At 56.6% G+C, this 25,042-nt stretch carries 20 protein-coding genes and 4 pseudogenes; 10 read left to right on the forward strand and 14 right to left on the reverse strand.

Going from position 1 to position 25,042, the window contains the following annotated elements; all coding sequences use genetic code 11:
- Window positions 1-15: 15 nt before the first annotated feature.
- Window positions 16-1,761, reverse strand: coding sequence for a carboxylesterase/lipase family protein (locus tag ACA044_RS11980; protein ID WP_497446525.1), 1,746 nt, complete (start codon window positions 1,759-1,761; stop codon window positions 16-18).
- A 113-nt stretch (window positions 1,762-1,874) separates the two neighbouring features.
- Between ACA044_RS11980 and ACA044_RS11985 the strand changes: the two genes are divergently transcribed.
- Window positions 1,875-3,036, forward strand: a protein-coding gene (locus tag ACA044_RS11985) for an IS3 family transposase (RefSeq protein ID WP_497446526.1) whose coding sequence is annotated in 2 segments (ribosomal slippage) — window positions 1,875-2,134 and window positions 2,133-3,036 — 1,164 coding nt in all. Because the reading frame shifts where the segments join, the coding sequence is not laid out codon by codon here.
- A gap of 9 nt (window positions 3,037-3,045) precedes the next feature.
- Here ACA044_RS11985 and ACA044_RS11990 read toward each other — a convergent pair.
- Window positions 3,046-4,098 (reverse strand): annotated as a pseudogene (locus tag ACA044_RS11990) (IS30 family transposase); the annotation flags it as partial.
- A 236-nt stretch (window positions 4,099-4,334) separates the two neighbouring features.
- On the opposite strand from ACA044_RS11990, the gene ACA044_RS11995 reads away from it, so the two are divergent.
- Both ACA044_RS11995 and ACA044_RS12000 read left to right on the forward strand, forming a co-directional pair.
- A complete protein-coding gene (locus ACA044_RS11995; RefSeq protein WP_497446527.1) occupies window positions 4,335-4,790 on the forward strand; it encodes an SMI1/KNR4 family protein in 456 nt (151 codons plus the stop codon).
- Window positions 4,791-5,337: 547 nt separating this feature from the next.
- Complete coding sequence (locus ACA044_RS12000) at window positions 5,338-5,772, forward strand: PRC-barrel domain-containing protein (protein ID WP_497446528.1); 435 nt, start codon at window positions 5,338-5,340, stop codon at window positions 5,770-5,772.
- 293 nt (window positions 5,773-6,065) lie between these two features.
- On the opposite strand, the gene ACA044_RS12005 is transcribed toward ACA044_RS12000, so the two are convergent.
- On the reverse strand, window positions 6,066-6,446 hold the full coding sequence (locus ACA044_RS12005) for a winged helix-turn-helix transcriptional regulator (RefSeq protein ID WP_497446529.1): 381 nt from the start codon (window positions 6,444-6,446) through the stop codon (window positions 6,066-6,068).
- A 95-nt stretch (window positions 6,447-6,541) separates the two neighbouring features.
- Here ACA044_RS12005 and ACA044_RS12010 point away from each other — a divergent pair, with 95 nt between their 5' ends.
- Window positions 6,542-6,952, forward strand: coding sequence for a DoxX family protein (locus ACA044_RS12010; RefSeq protein ID WP_497446530.1), 411 nt, complete (start codon window positions 6,542-6,544; stop codon window positions 6,950-6,952).
- An 11-nt stretch (window positions 6,953-6,963) separates the two neighbouring features.
- The gene (locus ACA044_RS12015; RefSeq protein ID WP_497446531.1) at window positions 6,964-7,707 is read left to right on the forward strand and encodes an SDR family NAD(P)-dependent oxidoreductase; all 744 of its coding nucleotides are present in this window, start codon (window positions 6,964-6,966) and stop codon (window positions 7,705-7,707) included.
- A 149-nt stretch (window positions 7,708-7,856) separates the two neighbouring features.
- Here ACA044_RS12015 and ACA044_RS12020 read toward each other — a convergent pair whose 3' ends face one another.
- Window positions 7,857-8,756 (reverse strand): LysR family transcriptional regulator, encoded by a 900-nt coding sequence (locus tag ACA044_RS12020; RefSeq protein WP_497446532.1) that lies wholly within the window; start codon window positions 8,754-8,756, stop codon window positions 7,857-7,859.
- 191 nt (window positions 8,757-8,947) lie between these two features.
- Here ACA044_RS12020 and ACA044_RS12025 point away from each other — a divergent pair, with 191 nt between their 5' ends.
- A complete protein-coding gene (locus ACA044_RS12025) occupies window positions 8,948-9,976 on the forward strand; it encodes an alpha/beta hydrolase (RefSeq protein ID WP_497446533.1) in 1,029 nt (342 codons plus the stop codon).
- A 164-nt stretch (window positions 9,977-10,140) separates the two neighbouring features.
- Window positions 10,141-11,400, forward strand: coding sequence for an MFS transporter (locus ACA044_RS12030; protein ID WP_497446534.1), 1,260 nt, complete (start codon window positions 10,141-10,143; stop codon window positions 11,398-11,400).
- On the opposite strand, the pseudogene ACA044_RS12035 reads toward ACA044_RS12030, so the two are convergent.
- The 10 genes and pseudogenes from ACA044_RS12035 to ACA044_RS12080 all read right to left on the reverse strand — a co-directional run.
- A pseudogene (locus ACA044_RS12035) lies at window positions 11,356-11,775 on the reverse strand (LysR substrate-binding domain-containing protein); the annotation flags it as partial. The gene ACA044_RS12030 and the pseudogene ACA044_RS12035 sit on opposite strands and share 45 nt — an antisense overlap.
- A pseudogene (locus tag ACA044_RS12040) lies at window positions 11,775-12,296 on the reverse strand (aldo/keto reductase); the annotation flags it as partial. The pseudogenes ACA044_RS12040 and ACA044_RS12035, both read right to left, overlap by 1 nt.
- A 58-nt stretch (window positions 12,297-12,354) precedes the next feature.
- A complete protein-coding gene (locus ACA044_RS12045) occupies window positions 12,355-12,945 on the reverse strand; it encodes a flavodoxin (RefSeq protein WP_497446535.1) in 591 nt (196 codons plus the stop codon).
- Between the two features lie 228 nt (window positions 12,946-13,173).
- Entirely contained in the window at window positions 13,174-14,064 is an 891-nt protein-coding gene (gene yghX / locus ACA044_RS12050; RefSeq protein ID WP_497446536.1) for a YghX family hydrolase, read from the reverse strand.
- 237 nt (window positions 14,065-14,301) lie between these two features.
- Window positions 14,302-15,867: an amino acid permease gene (locus ACA044_RS12055; RefSeq protein ID WP_497447212.1), complete on the reverse strand. Its 1,566-nt coding sequence runs from the start codon at window positions 15,865-15,867 to the stop codon at window positions 14,302-14,304.
- A 117-nt stretch (window positions 15,868-15,984) separates the two neighbouring features.
- Complete coding sequence (locus tag ACA044_RS12060; protein WP_497446537.1) at window positions 15,985-17,145, reverse strand: iron-containing alcohol dehydrogenase; 1,161 nt, start codon at window positions 17,143-17,145, stop codon at window positions 15,985-15,987.
- A gap of 3 nt (window positions 17,146-17,148) precedes the next feature.
- Window positions 17,149-18,540 carry an aldehyde dehydrogenase family protein gene (locus ACA044_RS12065; protein WP_497446538.1) on the reverse strand — a complete coding sequence of 464 codons (1,392 nt, stop codon included), beginning with the start codon at window positions 18,538-18,540 and terminating at the stop codon, window positions 17,149-17,151.
- A 23-nt stretch (window positions 18,541-18,563) separates the two neighbouring features.
- Window positions 18,564-19,937: a glutamine synthetase family protein gene (locus ACA044_RS12070; RefSeq protein ID WP_497446539.1), complete on the reverse strand. Its 1,374-nt coding sequence runs from the start codon at window positions 19,935-19,937 to the stop codon at window positions 18,564-18,566.
- 179 nt (window positions 19,938-20,116) lie between these two features.
- Window positions 20,117-20,497 (reverse strand): RidA family protein, encoded by a 381-nt coding sequence (locus tag ACA044_RS12075; RefSeq protein ID WP_497446540.1) that lies wholly within the window; start codon window positions 20,495-20,497, stop codon window positions 20,117-20,119.
- A 197-nt stretch (window positions 20,498-20,694) separates the two neighbouring features.
- The gene (locus ACA044_RS12080; RefSeq protein ID WP_497446541.1) at window positions 20,695-21,108 is read right to left on the reverse strand and encodes a tautomerase family protein; all 414 of its coding nucleotides are present in this window, start codon (window positions 21,106-21,108) and stop codon (window positions 20,695-20,697) included.
- 153 nt (window positions 21,109-21,261) lie between these two features.
- On the opposite strand from ACA044_RS12080, the gene ACA044_RS12085 reads away from it, so the two are divergent.
- From ACA044_RS12085 to ACA044_RS12095, 3 genes and pseudogenes are all read left to right on the forward strand, one after another.
- Window positions 21,262-22,176: a LysR substrate-binding domain-containing protein gene (locus ACA044_RS12085; RefSeq protein ID WP_497446542.1), complete on the forward strand. Its 915-nt coding sequence runs from the start codon at window positions 21,262-21,264 to the stop codon at window positions 22,174-22,176.
- Window positions 22,177-22,503: 327 nt separating this feature from the next.
- Window positions 22,504-23,168 (forward strand): annotated as a pseudogene (locus ACA044_RS12090) (DUF2238 domain-containing protein).
- 566 nt (window positions 23,169-23,734) lie between these two features.
- Window positions 23,735-25,027, forward strand: a complete 1,293-nt coding sequence (locus ACA044_RS12095) for a TackOD1 domain-containing metal-binding protein (protein ID WP_497446543.1) — start codon at window positions 23,735-23,737, stop codon at window positions 25,025-25,027.
- The last annotated feature ends 15 nt before the right edge of the window (window positions 25,028-25,042 follow it).

The raw sequence follows: 25,042 nt of genomic DNA on the forward strand, positions 1-25,042 counted from the left end.
CGCTCGCGCCTAGGGTTAGTTGGCATCCTCCAGCCGCACTTGCCGATTTTCCAGGAATTCCAGCACCTTCTGCCGATCATCGGTGCCGAGCTGATCCAGCGCCGCGTTGACGTCCGACAACCAGAGGTTGTGCAAGCTGCTGCGGACGCCGTTATCCAGAATCAGGCGCTTCTGGTAGAGCCAGAAATTCGACCAGTCGGGCCAGTCGGGCAAGCCGTCAGACGCCTTGTTGGGGTTGCCGGTGCGCATGAACTGGGCCAGGTACTGGGTGAACTTGTCGGACAGCGCCGTGCGCTGACTCTGGGTGGCGCTGCTGCTCATAAAGCGCATCAGGTCCTGCTGCGGCGCCAGCGGGAAGTTGCCGAACATAAAGGGGATGTCCATGCCATGCACCGCGCCGAAGGCCTCCTTCCAGGGTGCCGGGGCATCGTCCCAGTCGAAGTTGTAGCGGTAGATATTGCCCTGCAGCAGGCGCAGATAGCGGCAGATATTGTCCACCGTCAGGTCTATACCCAGGCTGAGGGCGCGGTGCACCGGGCGGTAGCTCGGGTAGAGCTCCGGTTTGACCACATCGGTGATGCTCAGGTTGGCCGGGTTCTGGTTGTTGACCATATCCCACATCTGCGCGTGATTCGGCTTGAAGTAGCCCAGCAGTTCACCGGCGAAATAGCTGCCCTCATCCTTGGTGGTGCCCAGAATCATCGGCACCTGGTTGTAGCCGCCGGTGATCAGGTCGGCGTAACCGGCCCAGGGGATCACCGTGCCGTCGGTAAAGTGGCCCATCACCACCGGCGACGGCGTGTGCCGCACTATGTCTGCCGCCGGCAGGCCGCGCAGAAAGGCGCGAATCCAGCTGGCACTCTGCTTCTGGCGAAACGCGGCCGCCTGCAGCTTGTCGCCGGCGTAGCCCTTCTCGATCAGCAACTGGTCGAGCATGGCGTTGGACTGCAGCTGGCCCAGTGAGGTCGGGTAGGCATTGGGCAGGCCCGACATGCAGATCATGCGGTCAACCAAGGCCTCCGCCAGCGGCGACTGCAACAGGCCCCAGGCGTTGATGCAACCGGCCGACTGCCCAGCGATGGTGACGCTATTGGGGTTGCCGCCAAACTGGCCGATATTGTCGCGCACCCACTCCAGGCCCTTGATCAGGTCCAGGGTGAGGAAGTTGCCGGAATTATCCAGGGCATCGCCATCCTGCAGGGCGCTGTTGTACAGCCAGCCCAGACTGCCGACCCGGTAGTTAACCGACACCACGATGGCGTTGGCGTTACGGGCGAAATTGGCGCCGTTATACAGCAACTCGGAAGCGGCGCCCTTGAGGTTGGAGCCGCCGTGAATCCAGAACAGCACCGGCAGGTTGCTTTCCGTGCTCTTCGGCCGCCAGACGTTGAGGTACAGGCAATCCTCCGAGCCGATGGGCTGACCGAAGGTGGCGGGATTCGGCGCGCCGAAGAAGCTGCCCAATTGCGAACAGATGCTGGAGAACTGGCTGGCGTCGCGGACGCCGCTCCAGCCCGCCGGGTCGCGCGGTGCACGCCAGCGCAGATCATCCAGCGGCGGCGCCGCATAAGGAATGGCGCGCCAGGATTGGGTGTTGTTGACATCGGCCACTCCTTGCACCTGGGCGCCCATCAGGGAGTTAATGGCGCGGGTCAGCGACTGGCTGTCGGCAGCCTGCACGCCGCCGGCCAGGGCAGCCAGCAACATCAGGGTGCTGCCACGCAGGCAGCCGCGAATAAGCGCTATCGATATCCTTTTCATGCCTGTTGCCTAGGTCTGGGCCGCTGCTGATCAGCGGAGTTAGGGGCAGTGTAGTGGTCTAATGAAACCGGACACCCATTTAGGCGAGAATGCTCGCCAGATCGAGGTGTCAGATGACCAAACAACGCCGTTCCTTTTCTGCTGAATTCAAACGCGAGGCTGCCGACCTCGTGCTCAAGCAAAACTACAGCTACATCGAAGCCAGCCGTTCACTCGGCGTCGGCGAGTCGGCGCTACGCCGCTGGGTTGAGCAGGTTCAGAAGGAACGCCAAGGCGTCACCCTGCAAAGCAAAGCGCTGACCCCGGAACAGCAAAAAATTCAGGAGTTGGAAGCCCGGATCGCCCGCCTTGAACGGGAAAAATCGATATTAAAAAGGCTACCGCGCTCTTGATGTCGGAAGATCACGAGCGTACGCGCTGATCAAACAGCTTAGTGTCCATGAGCCGATTGATTGGCTGTGCAAAGTGTTTGAGATCAATCGATCAAGTTATTACGCCCACCGCCTCAAGCGCCGAATGCCTGATGTCGAACGGCTTCGGCTGCGCAGTCGGGTGAGCGAGTTGTTTTCACAAAGTCGCAGCGCTGCCGGCAGCCGTAGCATTCTCTCGTTGATGCGTGACGATGGTGAGCAACTCGGTCGGTTCAAAGTGCGCAGCTTGATGCGTGAGCTTGAGCTCGTGAGCAAACAGCCAGGTTCTCATGCCTATAAACGAGCGACAGTCGAACGGTTGGATATCCCGAACATCTTGAATCGGGAGTTCGATGTCCCGGCAGCCAACCAGGTGTGGTGCGGCGACATCACCTACATTTGGGCCCAGGGGAAATGGCACTATCTGGCGGTCGTGCTGGATCTTTGCGCGCGCCGGGTGGTGGGCTGGGCGTTGTCGGAGAAGCCGGACGCCGAGCTGGTTATCAAGGCGCTGGATATGGCTTACGAGCAACGAGGAAGGCCTCAGGGTCTGCTGTTTCACTCGGATCAAGGGTCGCAGTATGCGAGTCGTTTATTTCGCCAGCGATTGTGGCGTTATCGCATGCGCCAGAGCATGAGTCGCCGGGGGAATTGCTGGGACAACGCGCCAATGGAGCGCGTGTTCCGCAGCTTGAAAACGGAATGGATACCGGCCACGGGTTACAGAACGGCTCAAGAAGCCCAGCGCGATATCAGCCACTTCTTGATGCATCGGTACAACTGGGTTCGCCCCCATCAATTCAACGGCGGGCTGGCGCCAGCTCGGGCCGAAGAAAAACTTAACGTCGTGTCCGGGATTAGTTGACCACTACACTTGCGAGTGATCCGCAAGGTCGGTTCCTTTCGGGAAGTACTGCCTTAACAACCCGTTGGTGTTCTCATTCGATCCCCGTTGCCAAGGACGATGGGGATCGCAGAAGTAGACCTTTATGTCGGTAGCCACCGTAAAGCGCTTATGGTCAGCCATCTCTTTGCCGCGATCCCACGTCAGCGATTTGTAGAGTTCTTGGGGTAAGTTACGGGCGTTTTCGATCAGGGCGCTGATGACTGTCTCGCTATCCTTACCGTCCAATTTCACCAGCATTACCTAGCGGGTATGACGCTCAACAAGAGTGGCAATTTGGCTGTTCCTGCTACCGCACAGCAGGTCGCCTTCCCAGTGACCTGGCACCGCCCGATCCTTCGCCGCGGCCGGGCGTTCGCGGATCGATACCGCGTCAGTGATTCGACCGTGATTTTCTTTCTTTTGCGTGTGATGGCGCGAGCGACGCATGGCCCGCGTGCGCCGTAAATGCTCAAGCAACTCCTTCTTCAGAGCCCCGCGAGCCTGTATGAAGAGCGTGCGATAGATCGTCTCGTGTGACACCTGATAGCTCGTATCGTCCGGGTAGGTACGCTTCAACCAACCGGCAATTTGTTCCGGTGACCACTGCAATTGAAGCTTGTCTGCAACAATTTGCGCCACCGTTCGGTTCTCAACAAGTTTGCAGACCTTAGGTCGATGTGCGCGATCCCAGGCAGCCTGATCAGCTCGATTAGCCCGGTAGCATCCTTGGCCACCGTTGCGTCTGATCTCACGACTGATCGTAGAGGCTGCTCGCCCTAGCAGCGCGGCCATGGAACGGATCGAGTTACCTGCCACCACTGCACGCGAAATCTCTTCGCGCTCAGCCAACGTCAGCGCCAATCTGGACCTGCGGCGTACAGCGGGTCTGATACCGCCTGTTTCCGCCAAGATGCGCTGTATCGATGAATGGTTTCGATCAAATAGTTGGGCGATGTGCTGGAGAGAGTCGCCTTTCTGCCAGTGATCCCACATCAGTTTTTTCTGGCTTTCGGTGTAATAGATCCGAGGTCTCTGCTTCATCTGCAACACTCCTTCTGCTTCACAGAATTTAGTTGTGTTGCATCGACCGGTTGAATCCACAGTTGATTTCCGTCAGTCGTGACAGGCAGAAATCGGCCAGAAGCGGTCATTCAAAAATGATTGAACATCGCTCTGAATGTTATGCAACAAAAGGTATATTTAGTGTGAATATGAAAGTGTTGGCAATATGCTTCACTGGTAATGTCGCCCGATAATAGTTAAAAGGAGGTTCGCTGATGGAGTGGGATGTTTATTCAGGTGATCATGAGCCGTTGTCCGATGATTTGATTGCTGGCATCGAAAAAGTTATCCGTTTCACGCTGCCTAAAGATTACGTTGAGTGCGTAAAACGCTATCATGGTGGACAGCCGAAAGACCGAAAACTGGATATTGAGGTTGGTGGAAAAACATGGGGTATCGGCTTCGGCATGCTTTTGACTCTTGACCCTTTACACAGTGCTGAGAATATCGTTACAGCTCTATTTTCGTTGCGAAATTACCATCAGCTACCAAATTACTATCTGCCTATTGTCGTGGGCGGCGGCGGCGATTACCTGTGTTTTGATTACTCTGAAAACCCCCTATCCCCCAAAGTGGTTTTCTATTTTCATGAGTTAGAAGTGCAAGAGGGAATATTTTATGTGGCTGACTCGTTTTCAGACTTGCTTTCTATGTTGAAGGAAGAAACCTAAAAGAATAACCAATGAAAAGATGACTCCTCTGATTCGCATCGTTACCCATTCAGATAATGCAGTATTCGGCTGCTTATAGTCGCTGTGATGAAAGGCAGCAGCCGACCCAAACCAACCGGTCGCGACAGGAAGAGATCGGCCAGAAAAAGACATTCGCTTGTCAATTTTATGCCCAGCTTCGGATTTTACTGGATTTCCTTATATGGACGATCATTCAATTAGTTCGCATCGCTGACCGTACTCGGTTGCAGTAGCGACCAAAATTAATTTTCATATTTATGAGGTTGTATGCAAGCCAAGACGTAGCTTCCAGGCATGTGTGATATCACACGTAGTGAATGCTTATATATAAAAACAACACAAAACATCACGAATGGATAGCAATCTAATTAAAGGCTGATAAGTTATTTTTATTTCAAATTTGCCATTCGTCGTCATGCCGAAAAAAAATTCGACTTTTTCAAAAGCGGAGGACTCCCACTAGTACACCCATCAAGGCGGTGTGTAACATTTTTGATTGATTGGCGATTGCTGATAGGAGATTGCAATGAACTACGTAGATCGAGATACCTATGGCATATACAAAACCAACCTCCTGCGAGATACCAGCGCTGAGGAACAGGGGCCTGGCCCCGACCTGATGGGGGCAGACACACTCATTGGAAATGATGTTTATAACCATAATGAAGAAGACTTGGGGGATATTAAGGAAATCATGCTGGATGTTCGCAGCGGAAGAGTGAGTTATGCCGTTCTGTCCTTTGGTGGATTTCTTGGCATGGGAGAAAAACTGTTTGCAGTACCCTGGAATGCATTGACACTGGATACAGTAAACAAGCGCTTCGTACTCAACGTAGAGAAAGAACGCTTGGAAAGTGCACCAGGTTTTGACAAGGACAGCTGGCCTAATATGGCTGACGAGTCTTGGGCCACAGAAATCCATTCTTTCTATGGAACTAAACCCTTCGATTACAATGGCTAGTTGTCCATATCCGAAACGAAGAGTGATGCGCGCCGAGTGGTCGTTGGGGGCCAGACCCTAAGGCGCGCATTGCGTTGAGAAAAGGTTCTGGGATTCCTATTCCAAACACATGCAGCAGAAGGGACTTACTGCCAACCCAATGGAGTTCACCTACCGATTTGTAGATACCAACCTGATCGCTAATCAGGGCGTCCGCTTTTGGGCCGGCCTCGATCATCCCGCCGGTTGAATCCACAACCCATTGCAGCCTTCCAGACTGCGCAAAGATCGACTCAAATCGGTCCCTGACCCGCTTAAGTGCTTTTTGCTTTGCGGCCACGTGAGGCTGGCTTCACCGGCACGCTTTTCCCGTATTCGTTCCACCATGTCGAGAGAGCCTCCATCGTCGGCCCGAGTGCACGTGCTTTTGCTGTCATTTCATATTCAACACGCGGGGGCACTTCCGCGAAGACCGTTCGCGAGATCAGGCCATCGTTCTCAAGCTCCCGAAGTTGCGCCGTCAGCATATGTTGCGTGATGCCGTTGATCGCCTTGCGCAGTTCCCCAAAGCGGTAGATTCGCTGGTTTAGCAGCCACATGATTTCCAGCTTCCACTTGCCTGAAAGCAGCGAAAATGCACGCCGCATTTCCTCGTGCATGTTGATCTTATCGTCATCATTAGTCTGGTTTTCCATACTAAGCACCACTTTTTCATCCTACTTGTGGGTTTTCATGTTAGGCGACATCTTTGCCCTAAGTTGACGTAACAATACCTGCTTAGGAAAACCTGATGATCGAAAACTATGTTTATTGGATCAGCACGACGCTGTTGTCGCTGCTCTATTTCGCTTCTGCCTCCCTGTACATCGCCAAAGGAGACTATGTTCGAAACGCGCAAGCGAAGTTGGGCTATTCAGCCTCCCACCTTGTGCCTTTGATGATCGTGGTCAAGGTACTGGGGCCCGCCGCGATTTTGTGGCGCTTCAACATGGCACTCAGTGATCTTGCCTATGCCGGCATGTTTTATCACCTGTTGCTCTCCGCTTTAGCACACCTGGGTGTTCGCAAACCCAAAGGCTCTATCCCGGCGGTCGTAGGACTCATCCTCTTGGTCGCCTCCTTCATGACACAAAACGCCGTTCGCGAATCTCCGTCGCCTTATGCACCGCCGGCGGCGGTCATCCAAACGACTCTCAAATAATGGAGGTCCATATGACTCGACTCAGTGGAAAAGTGGCCATTGTCACCGGCGCCGGTCGTGGTATCGGCCGAGCCACCGCCAAGCTTTTCGCGGTGCAGGGCGCGAAAGTCGCGATCGTTTCGCGCACGGCTGAAAATGTCGATCAGGTGGTTGCTGATATCCAGGCCGCGGGTGGCGTCGCCCTTGGAATCGTTTGCGATATCGCTGATCCTGATCAAATTACTGCCGCTGTCGACAAGGTGATAGCTGCCTATGGACGGATCGACATTCTGGTGAACAATGCTTTCGATCCCTCTGTGGTTTTTTCATCGGTGGTCGAGCTATCCGCCGAGCAGTTGCAACGTAATTTTGAAATGGGACCGATTGCTTATCTGCGAACGATGCAGGCGTGCTATCCCCATCTCAAAGCCAGCGGTGAGGGCAGGGTTATCAACTTCGCTTCCCTGGCCGGTGTTATCGGCATGCAGGGCTACGCGCCTTACAACATGGCAAAGGAGGCGGTACGTGCCTTGACTCGCTCGGCGGCCAGGGAGTGGGGCGCTGACAAGATCACTGTCAACAATGTCATGCCGGTCGCTGACACTTGGGGAACTGCGGTCGATGTGCCGGCACCCACTAACGTACTTGGCCGTTATGGATCACCGGAAGAGGATATTGCGCCGGTGGTGTTGTTTCTCGCCAGCAAGGATGCGCAGTTCTTGACGGGATACAGCCTCACGCCTGACGGAGGCCAAATCATCGACAGCGCCCGGTAACTGTAGTGTTCAAACACCAGACGTCGACTTAACCGAAATCACGAGACATGCCTTGGCGTGTCTCGTGGTTGTTGTTCAAGCGGCATCTTGATGGGATTGTGGCGGTCACCGCATTCGATCCAAAGCAACCCTCCATCCCATGCGCTGCGTTAAAAGAAAGCCTCACCTCGAAGAGCATTCAGAACAAGCGTAAAGGCCGGAGTTGGCAAACGACGGCTTGGGTAGTACAGGTGATAACCCGAGAACAAAGGGCACCAGTCTTCTAGAACCCGTACCAAGCGGCCATCCTCAATGTGCGGGGCAAATTCTTCTTCCGGTAAATAGGCGATGCCTAAGCCGTTCACTGCCGCAGCCGGGACGTGTGCGCTTGTGTTCACAATGACCTGGCCAACGACACGCACGTTGACCTTGCGACCGCGCTTTTCGAATTCCCAAGCATCAAGTCCGCCAAGGGTTGGATAGCGTATGTCGATACAGCTGTGATTCACCAGATCCTGCGGCTTCTTTGGCACGCGGTTGCGTGCGAAATATGATGGCGATGCCACTGTAGCCATCCGTACCTCGGGTCCGATTGGAACGGCGATCATATCTTTATCGACGGTGTCGCCAAATCTGATGCCCGCATCGAAGCGGTCAGCAACGATGTCTCGGAAGCCATAGTTGATATCAAACTCAACCTTGATATCGGGGTATTCAAGGAGCAAAGGCGTGAGCCGCGGAAGGAGGATTGTCTTCAGAACAAAATCACCGCAGGTAATGCGCACCGTGCCTGCAGGCTTGTCACGGAGCTCAGTCAAAGCATCCAGCTCGGCCTCGATCTCGTCGAAACGATGACCAATGGCTTGCATCAGGCGTTCACCGGCGCTGGTCGGCGAAACGCTACGAGTGGTGCGCGTAAGTAGACGAATCTTCAGCCGCTTTTCAAGCCCGGAAACAGTCTGGCTCAGCGCGGACTGCGTGACACCCAAGTGGGCAGCCGCTCGGGTAAAGCTGCCTTCCCTGGCGACCGTCACAAAGGCCAGAAGGTCGTTCAGATTATGTCGTGGCATCGAAGCCTGCCTATCTATATTGATTAGCCGTACTTATAACTACAACAAGCTTTCATTAGATTATCAAGCGCGACGTATTCCCAGAGAATAGGGCAAGCCTCACCTGGAGTCACAGGCATGGCTCATACCACTCGCTGATCCAGACCCAGCAACCAGGTTGATCAGCAACTATTCACTGATGGGAGCACTTCATGAGAAAACTCGTTATCTTGCTCGGCCTTCTGATGGCGTCGCTCTCCGCACTGGGAGCAGACATGTCTAACGGAGCTGAAAATTTTTTCAAAAGTGAGAAGGTCACGATGCAGAAGGTGACCTTCAAAAATCAGTACCAGATGAAAACTGTAGGGAATCTGTTTGCCCCTAAAGATTTGAAGCCCGGTAGCAAAAGCGCAGCGATCATCGTTGGCCATCCCATGGGCGCGGTCAAAGAGCAGAGTTCGAACCTCTATGCCCAGAAACTGGCGGAGCAAGGTTTCGTCGCCCTTGCCATCGATCTGTCGTTCTGGGGCGAAAGTGATGGGCAACCGCGCAACGCGGTTTCGCCAGAAATCTATGCTGAAGACTTCAGTGCAGCCGTGGATTACCTCGGCACACAGACATTCGTTGATCGGAACCGGATTGGTGTCCTGGGCATTTGTGGTAGCGGGAGCTTCGTCATCAGCGCTGCCAAGATCGACCCTCGGATGAAGGCCATTGCCACGGTCAGCATGTATGACATGGGAGCGGCCAACCGAAACGGCTTGAAGCATTCCGTCACGGTCGAGCAGAGGAAGCAAGCTATCGCCGCTGCTGCCGAGCAGCGTTTTGTCGAGTTCACCGGTGGCGAAACCAAGTACACCAGCGGAACTGTCCATGTGCTGACGGAAAAATCCAACGCTATCGAGCGCGAGTTCTACGATTTCTACCGCACTCCACGCGGTGAATTCACCCCCAAAGGCCAGTCAGCGTTACTGACCACTCACCCGACGCTGACCAGCAACGCCAAGTTCATGAACTTCTATCCGTTCAACGATATCGAGACGATCTCGCCGCGCCCAATGCTGTTCATCGCCGGTGAAAATGCTCACTCGCGTGAGTTCAGTGAAGAGGCCTATCGACTGGCTGGTCAACCCAAAGAGCTTGTCATCATTCCAGGTGCGGGCCACGTGGATCTCTATGATCGGGTCGATCTTATCCCGTTTGCCAAGCTGACCTCGTTCTTCCAAACCAACCTTAAGTGACACTGATCGTTGGGCTACCAGGCAACTGAGTAGCTGGCCCTGCTATTCAGTGGGGCCTTTCGATTTTATCCGGCTCAACAGTTCTGAACCCCGGATCATTCATCACTCTACGTGCCCACATAGCGAATTCAGGCGTTGGAGCTTTACGTATTGGAGGAAATTAGATGAGCAGCACCACCTTACCCATTCAAGCAGCGAGCCGACAGGTATGGGGAGCCGTCCTGGCGATGTCGCTGTGCGCCTTCGCCCTGGTGACTTCGGAGTTTCTGCCGGTGAGCTTGCTCACACCGATTGCGACCGATCTCGCGCTGACAGAGGGGCAGGCCGGACAAGCGATTTCAATTTCTGGCCTCTTTGCGGTCGTCACCAGTCTTTTCATCTATTCAGTCATTCGCCGGCTCGACCGAAGGCCCGTTTTGCTTTTCCTGACAGCCTTGATGATTGCCTCTGGCACGCTCGTCGCCTTTGCCCCGAACTACTCGACACTGATGTTTGGTCGAGCCATTTTGGGGATCGCTATTGGTGGCAGTTGGTCAATGTCGACCGCCGTCATGATGCGGATTGCCCCCGAGAGTTTAGTGCCTAAAGCCATCGCTTTGATCCAGGGCGGTACCGCACTTGCCACTGCGGTCGCAGCACCCATTGGCAGTTTCATGGGCGGGCTGATCGGCTGGCGAGGTGCATTTTTCTGCGTGGTTCCGCTCGCCGCTTTGGCGCTTTGTTGGCAAGCATTCACGTTGCCGAAAATGCCTGGTCAAAATGAGTCTGGATCTGCACTTGAAGTGTTTCGGCTGTTAGGTAACGCCAAAGTCTCGCTGGGCATGGCAGCAGTGGCATTTTTGTTTATGGGCCAGTTCGCGTTATTCACCTATCTGCGTCCGTTTCTAGAGTTGGTGACCCGCGTTGATGTGTCTGGACTCTCCCTGCTATTGCTGATTATCGGAATGGCCGGATTGGTGGGCACGATGGTGATCGGATCGGTGTTGAACAGAAGCCTTTATCGAGTGCTGATGATCATTCCACTCCTGATGTCGGGGATTGTTGCGGCTCTACTCGTCTTCGGCAGCTCGATGTGGGCGACAGCCGTTTTACTGGGGGTGTGGGGCCTGATTGCTACGTGCGCGCCTGTGGGCTGGTTCACATGGCTATCACGCACGCTTCCACGAGATGCCGAAACCGGAGGCGGTCTGATGGTGGCGGTGATTCAGTTGGCTATCACACTCGGTGCGACGGTGGGTGGGTTGCTATATGACGGAGTTGGCTACCAGGCTACGTTCATCGCGAGTGGAGTATTTCTTCTGGTGGCTGCCGTGCTTGCACTGTTCGTATCGCGAACGGATCTGCCCCCCATGACAATGACAGCCTCAATGATTGGCGACTCAGCGCTTATAGAGCAGTGCATCAACCACGACGCCAAACTCTGACGAGTGCTCACGGCGATTGGGGTAGTAAAGGTGGTAACCAGAAAAGGGTTGGCACCAATCCTCCAGCACCCGCACCAGACTTCCGTCGTCAAGCTCCTTCGACACCATATCTTCTGGCAGGAACCCTAACCCACATCCCGCGACAGCAGCGCGCAGGATCGGACCGCTACTGTTGAACGTCCATTGCCCTTCGACACGGGCTTTGAGTTCGTGACCGTCCTTTTCAAAATCCCATTGCATCAGGCTCCCGTGGGTGGGCAGCCGCAAATTGATGCAGTTATGTGAGGCCAAATCCCCTGGCTCTTTCGGATGAGGCCGCTGTTTGAAATATTCAGGTGACCCCACTACCGCTATGCGCAACGGTGGCCCGATCGGGCTGTCACCGGCTGAACGGCATGGGCTCGCCGAATGGTTTGCACGCCAGCCTCGGACAGGCCGAAGTGCTTTACCTTGCCCTCAGCGATCAAATCCTTGACGGTGCCGGCGACGTCTTCGATCGGCACCTGTGGATCAACGCGATGCTGGTAAAACAGATCGATGCAGTCTGTTCGCAAGCGCTTCAACGAAGCCTCTGCCACGACCCGAATACGCTCCGGTCGGCTATTGGTACCGCCGCCTCGCTCGCCGGTGATGAGGTCAATATCGAAGCCGAACTTGGTGGCCACTACCACCTGGTCGCGGATCGGCTGCAGGGCCTCTCCCAACAGGTCTTCGTTGCTGAACGGGCCGTACGCCTCGGCGGTATCGAAAAAGGTGATCCCTTGATCGTGAGCGCAGCGAATCAGCTTGATCATGTTTTGTTTGTCAGCGGCCAGCCCGTAGGCCGACGTCATGCTCATGCATCCAAGGCCCAGAGCGGACACTTCCAGGCTGTTGCCCAGCTTGCGAGTTTTCATGGGTCTACTCCAATTTCAAAAATCGAGGTGCATACAGTTCAACGCTCTGCACCGCGCATTAGCTTGTGAGATGGCTATCGCTCAACCACTTGGTCACGCGTTCCATGGTCTTGCGCTCCTGCTCACCCTCCATCACAAAGCCCTCCATCACCTTGGACTTGGACGCATGTTTTTTGAGGACGCTGCGGCTATTGCCTAGCCCGTACCCTCCGTGGGTGTTGAAGGGGATGATGGTTTTCCCGGTCAGGTCGTGAGCCGAGAGGAACGAACGCACGACCGGCGGGGCGGTTTCACCCCAGATCGGATAGCCGAGAAACACAATGTCGTAGTCGGCCATTCCCCGAACCTTGCTTTCGAGGGCTGGCTCGAAATTGCTATCGCGTTCCTGGCGCGCCTGCTCCACCGTTTCCAGGTAATCGTCGGGATAGGGCTTGGCCGGGCGGATTTCGAAGAGGTCTGCGCGAAGACCTCTCTGGATGAGTCCTGCGACGACGCGGGTATTGCCGGAGCGTGAAAAGTACGCCACAAGGGTGCGAGACCCCGAACGAGGTGATTCGCTGCTGGTTCGCGTGTCGGCGAGCGACAGAAGCGGGGCGCTCGCGAGCGCGGCGATGACCGTGCGGCGAAGCGGATCGTGATCGTTGCTCATGGCAATGCTCCGTTAACGCCCGACGCGAGCCTTGAGGGCCGCGTGTGCATTTCAATCTCCCCGCGTTTGGTGATCAGCATTGAGCTGATGGTTAGGCAGCACTCGGTGACGTTGACTGAGTGCCGTACCGCTGGGGAAACAGTAAGCGCGCTATCGGATGAGCACTAGACTGGTAAATCGGCAAGGGGCCATGAGATTTACTCATCAGTCTGGTGGCTGAAACAGGCGTCACTCAATCAGGTATCGCCGAAACCAGGCCAGTGTCCTGTCCCAGGCAAGCCTGGCGGCGGCATCATCGTATCGAGGCGTGGAGTCGTTATGGAAACCATGGTTAACGCCCGGGTAGATGTAGGCTTCATACGTCTTGCCCGCCGCTTTCAACGCCTGCTCGAAGGCGGGCCATCCTTCATTGATGCGCGTATCCAGTTCGCCGTAGTGGAGCAGCAGAGGCGCCTTGATTCGGGGGACTTCTTCAGCCTTTGGTTGACGGCCGTAAAAGGGCACGGCAGCCGCTAGTTCCGGATAGGCCACGGCCGCGGCATTGGCGACCCCGCCGCCATAACAGAAGCCGGTGATGCCGACTTTTCCGGTGGTGGCGTCATGTTTCATCAGCCACTCGATGGCGGCGAAAAAGTCATTCATGAGTTTTTCAGGATTGACGGTCTGTTGCAGCTCCCGGCCTTTGTCATCGTTGCCGGGATAACCGCCCACCGACGTCAGGCCATCAGGGGCGAGTGCGATGAACCCCGATTTGGCGACGCGTCGGGCAACATCCTCGATGTAAGGGTTGAGCCCACGGTTTTCATGCACGACCACCACCGCCGGTACTTTGCCGGTGGTTTTCGCAGGGCGCACCAGATAACCACGAACCTGCCCGTGGCCTTTGGGCGAGGGATAGGCGATGTACTCGGCGATGATGTCCGGGTCGGTGAATTGCACCTGCTCGGCCAGCGCATAATTCGGGCTCAGGGCCGCGAGCAGAGCCGTGGCCGTCAAACCGCCAAATGTAAACAGCGCCGCACGATCAAGAAACGTTCGACGGTTGATGTTGCCGTGGGCGTAGTAGTCGTAGAGTTCGAGCAGTTCAGGGGGGAAATCTTTCGCCGTGAGACGGTCCATCTGCATGCTTCCTGTTGGTTGATCCGGATTGCGATTCGGCGCCACTTCATGAAAAAGCAATGCCAGTCAGTTAAGCATGCGAATCCATGTGGGAGCGGGCTTGCTCGCGAAAGCGGTGTGCCAGGCAACATTAATGTCGACTGACACGCCCTCTTCGCGAGCAAGCCCGCTCCCACATGGATTGTGCTTGACTGACTGGCATTAGCGGCCAGCCCCCACTTTTCATGACTGTGGCGATCAGCTTCCTGCTTGTTTATTCAACGCCTCTTCAGCCGCGGCGATTTCCGCCTGACGCTTGATGATCATTTCGCCCACGGGCGGGCCCTGGAAGCGACGGGCTTCAAAGGCGAACCAGATGATTGCCGTCAGAATCAGAAAACCGAGCGTGATGTACAGCGCCCAATCGTTCGGCGGCTGAATGCCGATGACGAAGATCAGCACCATCGAGAGGATCGAGAGGATGGCGAACAACGAGTACAACCCGCGCCCCATGTTCCACGGCCCCATGTGCGGCCACTTCGCAGTCCCGTAGGTAAACAGGCCCAGCACGATGGGGATGATGAAAGAGAAGAACAGGAAGATCACCGTGCAGGAGACCACGATCGTGTAAACCGGCGTTTCGCCAATCGATACCAGGGACGATCCCCAGACGAACAGCACCGCGAGGGTGGCACCGGTCCAGATCGCCGCCACCGGGCTGCGATGGGTCGGTGAGACCGAGGCCAATGCTTTCGAGAAGGGCAGGCCGCCGTCACGGGAAAACGCGAAGATCATGCGTGAGACCGAGGTCACGGTCGCCAGCCCACAGAGCACCTGCGAGATGAAAATGGCCAGATACAGCGCCATCTTGATCGCCGGGTTCACCTGCGTGTCCATCGCCCAGAAGAACACGTTCCAGCCTTGCTTGGCCGCTTCGTCCATGCTCGGCAGCATCAGTACAAACGAGCAGAGCATGACCCAGCCGAACAGCAACGACCAGGCCACTGAGCTGACCATCCCGACCGGTACCGACACGGATGCCTGATGGGTTTCTTCGGAGGTATGCGCGGAGGCGTCATAGCCGGTGATGGTGTAGATCGGCAAGAGCAGGCCGAGCATGAAAATCCAGCCGTTCGACACCTGTGGCCAGACGTTGCCGCCGGCCTCACCGGAATAGTTGCCGAAGGTCACCAACCGGACGAACTCATAGCTGGGTGCAGCCATCAGGCAGACGATGGTCAGCGCGAGCGCCGTGGCGAAGATCAGGTAGCCCGAGAAGTCAGTGAGCTTTGCGGTGAGGCCGATGCCGAAGTGGTTACACAAGGCCTGGAGGCCAGTCAGGATCGCTAGGAAAGTGATCCGCGTGGTGATGGTGTCTTCCATTCCGAGGGTCGGTCCGAAGGCACCGAAAAAGAAGTAATAGGTACCGACGTTGATCGCGCCGAGCACCGTGATCAGTCCCAGCAGATTGAACCAGGCCGTCAGCCAGCCAGTGAAGCGGTTACCCAGAATCGAGCCCCAGTGATAGAGGCCGCCAGCGGTGGGGTAGGCCGAGGAAATCTGTGCCATGGCCATGGCGAAAACCCCGGAGATCAGGCAGCCGAGTGGCCAGCCGATGCCGATTGCCGCACCGCCTGCACCCGAGATGCCCTGTGCCAGCGAGTTGATGCCACCCGAGAGGATGCAAATGATCGAAAAGGAAATGGCAAAGTTGGAAAAAACGCCCATGCGTCGCGAGAGTTGCTGGGCATAGCCCATGTTGTGCAACACCTTGAGGTCGTCGTCTTGTGGCGCGGTGGCGCCGGGTTGGCTTACTGGACTCATCATGTGTGCCCTTGTCAGGTTTTGATCCACATCCATCCGCGTTGTGCATCGCCGAATGGGCTTGTCTTCAACCCCCTGTTGTACTGCTCCTGCCTCTAACGGCTAAAACCGACTGCTCTAGAGACGACCGTGGTAAGCCGCGTCAAAAATTTCTGCCGCGCCGTTCCGTGTCAATGGCAGCGGGTTACCGCCGGCGCAGGGATCGACAATCGCCATGTCTGCGATCAGATCGGCTTGCTGATCATCCACACCCAGTTCAAACAGCGTATGCGGCACGCCGATGTCCTTGCGCAGCTTGAGGACGAAGGCCAGGAAACTGTCGAAGCCAGGGGAGGGCAGGCGCAAATAAGCCGCCAAACGGATGATGCGTTCCTCGATGGCCGGGCGATTGAACTTCAGCACATAGGGCATGAAGGTGGCATTGGTCATGCCGTGGTGGGTGTCGTACAGCGCGCCCACCGGATGCGCGAGCGCGTGCATCCCGCCCAACCCTTTCTGGAAGGCGGTGGCGCCCATCGCGGCAGCTGCCAGCATTTGCGCGCGCGCGTCGAGGTCGGAGGGGGTGTGTACGGCGCGTACCAGGGCATTGGCCACCAGGCGCATGCCTTCCACCGCAATACCTTCGGCCATGGGATGAAAACCGGGGGCGCAGTACGATTCCAGGCAATGGGCAAACGCATCCATGCCGGTGCCGGCGGTGACTTTTGCCGGCATACCGACGGTGAGGGCCGGGTCGCTGATGACTACACGCGGCATCATCTTCGGATGGAAAATGATGCGTTTGGTGTGCGTAAGCTCGTCGATGATCACCGCCGCACGGCCGACTTCGGAACCGGTGCCCGCGGTGGTCGGCACCGCGATGATCGGGGCGATGTTGCCTTCGTCAGCGCGTGTCCAGTAATCGCCGATGTCTTCGAAATCCCAAACTGGTCGGGTCTGGCCGCTCATGAACGCGATGAGCTTGCCCATGTCCAGGCCGCTGCCACCGCCGAAGGCAACCACGCCATCGTGTTTGCCTGCGCGCCAGGCCTCGAGCCCTCCCGCCAGATTGGCTTCGACCGGATTGGGCTTGAGGTCAGAAAACAGTGCTACACCAAGGCCGGCAGCGCGCAAGGATTCCAGCGCCGCCGTGGTGATCGGCGCACGCGCCAGGCCGCTGTCGGTGACCAGCAACGGTCGCTGGATCCCTTGGCTGCGGCAGACCTCGGCCAGTTCGGCGATGCGGCCGACACCGAAGCGGATGCTCGTGGGGTAGTTCCAGTTCGCGGTCAGGCTCATGGCTCAGATCTCGTGGCGCAGATGGAAGGATTTAGCTCGGGTCAGGTGTTCATAGCCAAGGCGCGACAGGGTTACGCCGCGCCCGCTGTTCTTCACCCCGGTCCAGGCCAGAGCCGGGTCCAGATAATCGCAGCGGTTCATGAATACGGTGCCGGTGGCGATCTCGTTGCCGATGCGTTCGGCGGCGACAAGATCTTGCGTCCAGATAGAAGCGCTGAGCCCGAACTCACTGTCGTTCATCAACGCGATGGCTTCGTCGTCACTGGCCACCGGCATGATGCCCACCACCGGGCCGAAGCTTTCCTCGCGCATCACCGCCATTTGATGGGTGACGTCCACTAATACCTGCGGCGCAAGGTAGGCGCTGCCGGGCGCGTCGGCGGGAAAATCCTTTGGATCGATCAGCGCCCTGGCGCCCTGGGCCACTGCATCGGCGATCTGCCGGCGAACGAATTCAGCGGCGCTCGGTGTAACCAGCGGGCCGAGGGTGGTGTTTTCATCCAGTGGGTTGCCTAGCACGTATTGGCGAGTCAAAGCGACGAAGCGCTCGACAAAGGCCGGGTAAATTTTTTCATCGACATAAATACGCTCGACGGCGCAGCAACTCTGACCTGAGTTGAAGAAGCTGCCATCCACCAGGTTTTCCACCGCATGCTCAAGGTTGGCGTCTGCCCGGACGTAGGCCGGGTCTTTGCCGCCGAGTTCCAGCCCCATACCGAGGAAGCCTCCAGTGGCGGCGCTTTCCATGGCTTCGCCGCCGTCCACCGAGCCGGTGAAGTTCACCTGCTGCACACGTCCAGAGGTAATGATCGCCGCGGTATAGGTATGACTGAGCAGCAGGTTATGGAATAGCCCTTCGGGCAGATTGGCGCGGCGAAAGGCCTCGGCGAACCGTTCGCCGACCAGCAGCGATTGCGAAGCGTGTTTGAGGATGACGCTGTTGCCCGCCATCAGCGCCGGGATGATCGTATTCACCGCCGTCAGGTAGGGGTAATTCCAGGGTGCGACGACCAGCACGGTACCCAGCGGTTCACGTTTGATACAGCGCCGAAAACCGATGACAGGCGCAGGTTCAATAGCTGCCAGCGCCTCAGGCGCAATGGCGATCATGTACCGCGCCCGTTCTTCAAAACCGCGCAGCTCGCCAGCGCCGAAGCGCACCGGGCGGCCCATCTGCCAGGCCAGTTCCGGCACGATCTCGGCCTTCATCGCCAGCATCGCGTCCACCGCAGCGCTGCAAAACGCGGCGCGTTCGCTCAGTGGCCGGCGCTGCCATTGCGCCTGGGCGGTTGTGGCAGCTGCCAGAGCCTGCTCGATCTGCGCCGCATCGGCACGGCGGCGTTCGGCGTAGACCCGGCCATCGACCGGAGAGATGAGTTGAATCATCGCAGTCATGATTTTCTCAATAATAGGCGGGCTTAATAGCGCTCGAAGCCGCGCTGCAGTTCCCAGTCGGTTATTCGCCGGTCGTACTCTTTCTGTTCCCAGTCGGCGGTGTGCACGTAGTGGTCGATCACTTCATCGCCGAACGCCTCGCGCAACATGCTCGAAGCCTTGAGCGCGGCGCAGGCCTCGCGTAGTGTTTTCGACACTTCGGGCAAGTGCTCATCGACGTAGGCATCGCCCTCGAAGGGCGCCGCGAGGTTGAGCTTCTCGTCGATACCGGCCAGGCCCGCGGCGATCAAGGCGGCGAAGGCCAGATAGGGATTGAGGTCGGCACCGCCGATACGGCATTCGATGCGGATGGCCTTGCTGCCTTCGGCGCACAACCGGAAACCTGCGGTGCGATTGTCCCGGCTCCATACGGCCCGCGTCGGCGCGAAGGTGCCGGCTTGAAAGCGCTTGTACGAATTGATGTAGGGCGCGAGAAAACAGGTGATGTCGTTGGCGTACTTGAGCTGCCCGGCCACCCACGAGCGCATCAGCTTCGACATGCCAAACTCGGCCTTGGGGTCGAAGAACAGCGGCTTTTTGGCGTTCTTGTCCCACAGCGAATTGTGGATATGGCTGCTGGAACCGGCGGCGTCATAGCGCCACTTGGCCATGAACGTGATCGCCTTGCCCTGCAGCTGCGCGATCTCTTTGCAGGCGTGCTTGATGATGACGTGGTGGTCGGCCATGGTCAGGGCGTCGGCATAACGGATGTTGATCTCTTCCTGGCCCGGCCCCCATTCACCCTTGGAGTTTTCCACCGCAATGCCGGATGCTTGCAGGTGTTTGCGAATGGCTCGCAGGACCGGCTCCTCGCGAGTGGTCTGCAGGATGTTGTAATCCTCGATGTAGTGGCCGGCGGTCTTGGGCTTGTGGTAGTTGCGCTCGTGGATCGCCTGGTAACTCTCGTCGAACAGATAGAACTCCAGCTCAGAGGCGAACATGCCTGTGTAGCCGCGTTCGCGCAGTCGCTCGACCTGTTTTTTCAGGATCGCCCGTGGGCTGTGGGGCAGGTCCCGCCGATGGTGATGATCGAGTACGTCACAGAGCACCAGCGCCGTGCATTCCAGCCAGGGCACGCGACGCAGCGTGGCCATGTCGGGTTTGAGCACAAAATCGCCATAGCCTTTGCTCCAACTGGCAGCGGCATAGCCCGGCACCGGTTCCATGTCGATGTCGTCGGCCAGCAGGTAATTGCAGCAGTGGGTTTCTTCGTGGCCGCTGTCGATGAAGAACTCGACCTGGAATCGCTTGCCAACCAGTCGCCCCTGCATATCGACCATGCAGACCAGCACGGTATCGATCTCGCCTGCGGCAGCGGCGCGCTTGAGTGCTTCGAAGCTGAGGAGGGGCTCGGTCATCACGTCAGTCCTGCGTGAAGGGTTTGGACCTGTCTGAGATAGCTGTTGCAGACGCTCTCCAGAAAAAACCAAAACCTGCAGACGCGAGCATCGTGAGCAATGAGCTGCTGAAAGCTTAGCCTACTGCGGCTGTGCGCAAGTCTCGGCGGTCGGAACCTTGAGCATTGCGCACCGCAGGTTCAGCCCTTGGCCGCCATCGCGGTGACTTCCACGCGCATGCCCTCGACCGCCAGGGCGGCCACGCCAATGGCGGCACGAACCGGCCAGGGCTTGGCGAAGAAGCGTTGGTAGACCTCGTTGAACGCGGCGCGGTCGGCCATGTCGGTGAGGTAGATGGTCAGATGCAGGACCCGGTCCATGGAACTGCCGGCATTCTCCAGCGCGACCTTGAGCGCCTGCAAGGTGCATTCGCTCTGCAGGGCGATGTCGCCCAGCTCCAGGCTGCCGTCGGCGCGGGTAGGGATCTGGGTGGAGACCAGCAGGCCACCAAAACCAGCGACGTCGGAGGAGATGGATTCCGGGTCTGGGTCGGGGAGGAAGGTGAGGTCGTGGTTTGCCATGGGGATCTCTTGCTTGAGGTGGTAAAGGGGCGGTCGTGCAGGGGGCAGCCGAACGCAGCCTCGCTGGGGCTCGACAGCTGCTACGGATCGCATTACGACTGAACGGGCCTTTTGCACGGCCAGTTTACCGCCCCATCGTCGGGCGTTGGTGAATTAGCTCGAAAACCCGCAAGGCAAGCGGCTGGGCGCTCTGGTCTCTACCCAGCAGAGTTATTACCGGCTTGTTGCACCAACGCCATTGCAAACTTGCCATGGCCTACCGACCAGTCTGAATAGTCATTCTCATGCATGAAGATGAAAAGGTCTTGCGGGCGAACCTGTGCCTGAGCGCCGAGATTGTCAGCAATTTTTTTGTATAGCTCCCGCTTCATCGCGTCACTTCGACCTCTACGCATCGTAATTTCAATCACGATCAGATGGTCTGAACGAGCGACGCCATTAAAGGTACGGCTGTAGAAAAACTGTTCCGGATCATAGTCCGCCACCAGGTTGAACAGTTCATCCTCGGGCATGCCAATACTCTCTATCAGCGCTAGGTGTATGCCGTCGACGATGAGCTGACGTTGCTGCTGGCTAGTGCCTTTAATGACGGCTGTTCGAACGAATGGCATGTGAGACTCTCTCAATTGATTTGGGGGGCGTCCCAGCAATACCGGCGACCCTGGACGGGTAACCAGACAGGCGGACACCGGGTAATCTTCCAAAATCTGGACGGGGTTGGAAATCGATTTCTGCGCCCCAGGTAATTGAGTTAAAGTCACTTAATGAAACGTCGTCTCCCTCCCTTGAATGCCCTCCGTTCTTTCGAAGCCGCTGCCCGGCTGGGGAGAATGACGTCTGCTGCCGATGAGCTGTCTGTCACGCCCGGAGCCGTGAGTCGCCAGGTACGCCAGTTAGAGCTGAGTCTTGGGGTGGAACTGTTCGAAGGTACAAAAAACAAACCGCAGCTCACCGCTGCCGGTAAAGAACTCCTGCCAGATTTGACGGCGGCGCTGGATCAGATCGAGGCCGCCGTAGGCAGAATCAGAGATACCGCGACGGGTATTCTGGACGTGTCTTGCTTCAGCACGTTTACGGTCAAGTGGTTGATACCCCGTCTTTTCGATTTCAATGCGAAGTACCCGGATATCAAGATTCGCTTGAATTCCTTTGTCCACGCTACCGATCCGGGCCATGACCGCTATGACGTGATGATCACTGCTGAGCGGGGAGTCCTTGAGGGTCAAAAAAATACCCTCCTGCTGTTTCCTGAGAGATTGGGTATCGTTCTGTCACCCGCGTTATCCGCACGCATCCAACTCACTGAATTAAAATCAGTTTTCCTGCATCCGCTACTGCACACAAAAACTCGCCCGAATGCCTGGGCAAGTTGGAGTGACGCGATTGGGTATCAGGCTACCGCGCCGGCCGGAGTGGAGTTTGAGCATTACTATTTCACATTGGAGGCGGCGATTGCCGGCCTGGGGATTTGTGTTGCTCCCTGGCATTTGGTGGCCGATGACATTCGTCTTGGCCGTTTACTGGCACCGTTCGGTTTTCACCAAAGTGACTACTCCTATATCGCCAAGCGAACTGCGGATCAAAACAAGAAACTGGATCTGTTCTGCACATGGCTGGCGTGCCAGGCTGAACAGGACAGATTGGCGAGTCTTACCGACAGCCAATCGCCAAGAGCTTGACCGTCATTTTCGAGGCGCCCAGCTCAAGAGTCACTATCGGCGACGCACCCTTTGTAGCAGCTGCCGAGCCCGCGAGGCTGCGTTCGGCTGTGCAGCAGTCGTGAGTCCAGCTGACGCGGTCTGCCTGACACACCGCGAGTTCCGGTTTACGACTGCTTCGCAGCCGAACGCAGCCTTCGGCAGCTGCTACAGATCGCGTTACGGCTTAAGCCGGCCGTGCGCGCCGGCCTGAATGAGGCTTTGTGACGGTATGTCGGGTCGTATCTGCGGTGGGCGAATGAAACTAACCTACTGTGGCCGAGCGAGACCTTTTGAGGGGCTCAAGCCATGCAACCGAAGACACATCCGCGATACGACCTTGTGCTGTTGGTAGTGTTTGTTTTTATCGTCGCAGTGCTGGGGATTTCACCCCATAGCCGAGTGGATTGGGTGCTGGAAAATCTGCTGGCCCTGTTGCTGGTGATGGTCTTGGTGGGCGTCTCCCGACGGTTCCGTCTGTCTGCCGTTTCCATCACTCTGGTGTTCGTTTTTCTCGGTATCCATGAGCTGGGGTCGCACTACACCTATGCCTGGTGCCCTACGACCGCTGGTGCTCGGCCTTGACCGGGGTCAGCCTCAACAAAACCCTTAGGTTTGAACGCAATCATTACGATCGGCTGGTCCATCTGACGTATGGACTCTTGATGGTGTATCCGATTCGGGAAGTGCTTATGCGCATCACGCCGCTGCGGGGGTTCTGGGTCGGTTCTGTCGCGCTGAATATCGTTCTGTCGACTTCGGCTGTCTACGAAATCGTGGAATGGATAGGTGGGCAGTACCTGGGAAAAGACACGGCGAAGGCTTTTGTCGCCGCACAAAATGACCCATGGGACTCTCAGGCCGACATGGCGCTGGCAGTGGTGGGTGCCTTCTTCACGCTATTGGTTGCCTGGTTCTGGCGGCGGTTTTTTCATCGAAAGGCTCAATTAAATACCCCCGAAAAGAATTCATAAAATTTATAGAGTGTTCTAATTGAATGATGTCGATAAGCCGCTAATGTAAAGGGGGTGTAACACTTGAAGTGTGTGAGTGGTAGTTGTTTTTCCGACGAATAACTTTGAACTTATTTGTTTCTGGAGAGTATCCATGTCGTTATGTTGTGCCTGCAATTTGACGAGTGTTTTCAACTGGCAACAAGACGCATTTAGAGAGGTTGATATTGAACTGTATATGCATACAAAACCCCTTGTTGTGTAGCTTGCTATAATTATAACTTTATGAATTTAAATGGTTTTATTTTGGTTATTTGCTTAGGGCTTAATGTTATTGATAGTGGCGAGTCATGATAGTGGGTGTCGATATTTTGGCGATGGCAGTGTCAAAAAATAACTCTATAATTAGTCGGGCATTTTTCTGACGGGGTGCTAGTGTTGGTAGTCTTGTGTCGGATCACACTTAGTATGCTTCTTAGGGGGAGTGCATTATGTCGACTCCAAATCCTCGCATTGCGGTTTTCGGTAATAGGGTTGCCAGTTCTAATATCCCGGAACTTGAACACTTTTCAGATCTAAGCAGCTTGTTGGCTGCGCCCGTTTTCGATGTTCTGTTGCTTGACATGCCAGCGGCTTATGCCGGGCGAGTACTGCGTAAATTGCGCTCGGCTCCGGCGTATCGCTATCAACTCGTGTACTGCTGTCGAGACCAGGACAGCTGGTGTGAAGCGCTGGGCGATGGCGTATGCCCTGCCGACACTAACGAAATAAAAATACTGTGGGAGATATGGCGAGAACGCTTCAACCTGTTCAAGCAGGGGTCTGCGCCCGAGCGGTTTGAAAGTCGGGTGCTGTCGTGGCTATGGTTGCGTGCCGACGCCCATGTGTATGCCCTGCGAGACCCCGAAGTCCCCCAGCATTATCGCTATCCGCTGCTCGAAGCACTGGCGGATAGCGAGCAGGTCAACCCGTTTGTCTGGCTCAGTTTGATGGTGCAGCACGAGTGGCTGGAAGAGGGCGTGCTGGTCGATCGGGTACGTCTGTGTTCGGACTGTGGTTCGGGGCGCCTCAACTACATCGATGTGTGCGCCGAATGCCAGGCGATGGACATTTCGCGGCAGCCTTCGCTGCACTGTTTTACCTGTGGTCACGTGGGGCATCAGGAGTCGTTTCTCAAGGACGGCGTGTTGCTTTGCCCCAACTGTCTGAACCGATTGCGGCACATCGGCAGTGACTACGATCGCCCTTTGGAAAATTACCGCTGCCGTTCATGCCAGGCATTTTTTGTCGACGCCGATGTGCAGGCGCGCTGCCTGGATTGCGGCTTGTCACACGCGCCCGACAAGTTGCGCATACGCGAAGTTCGAGACTTTCGTTTGGCTGAAGCGGGGCGTTTCCGTTGTCGCCAGGATTTCAACGATCGATCGATCGAACATTTCGGCCGACTCAATCTATTAGGCGCCAAGGGTTTCTTCGATCTCTTGAGCTGGCAGCTCCAGGTGGTGCGCCGTTACCAGAAGCCGGCGTTCTCGTTGATCGGCCTGCGCTTCGTCAACCTGGCCGAGACATTGTCTCGTCTTGGCGAGCACCGTGGGCATGCCTTCATCGACAGCGTGACCGATCGGCTGAAGGAGTCCGTCAGGGAAACCGACCGCTGCTCCCGAAGTACGGAGGAGTTCTTCTGGATCATGCTTCCACACACCGATGGCAAAGGGCTGGAGTTCGTCAAACAGCGTTTGAGCCGGGTCGCCGAGTTGTTTTCCGCACCGGAAGTCAGTGACATCTCCCTGCGTGTCGTCAGTTTCACAGCGCCTGACGATTTACTCGAACAAGAAGACGGTGAGCTGCTGCTGGCCCGTCTTGCCGGTGAGTTGATTTAAGCCATGAGCCCATTT

It is taken from the genome of Pseudomonas sp. LBUM1673 (assembly GCF_059695645.1).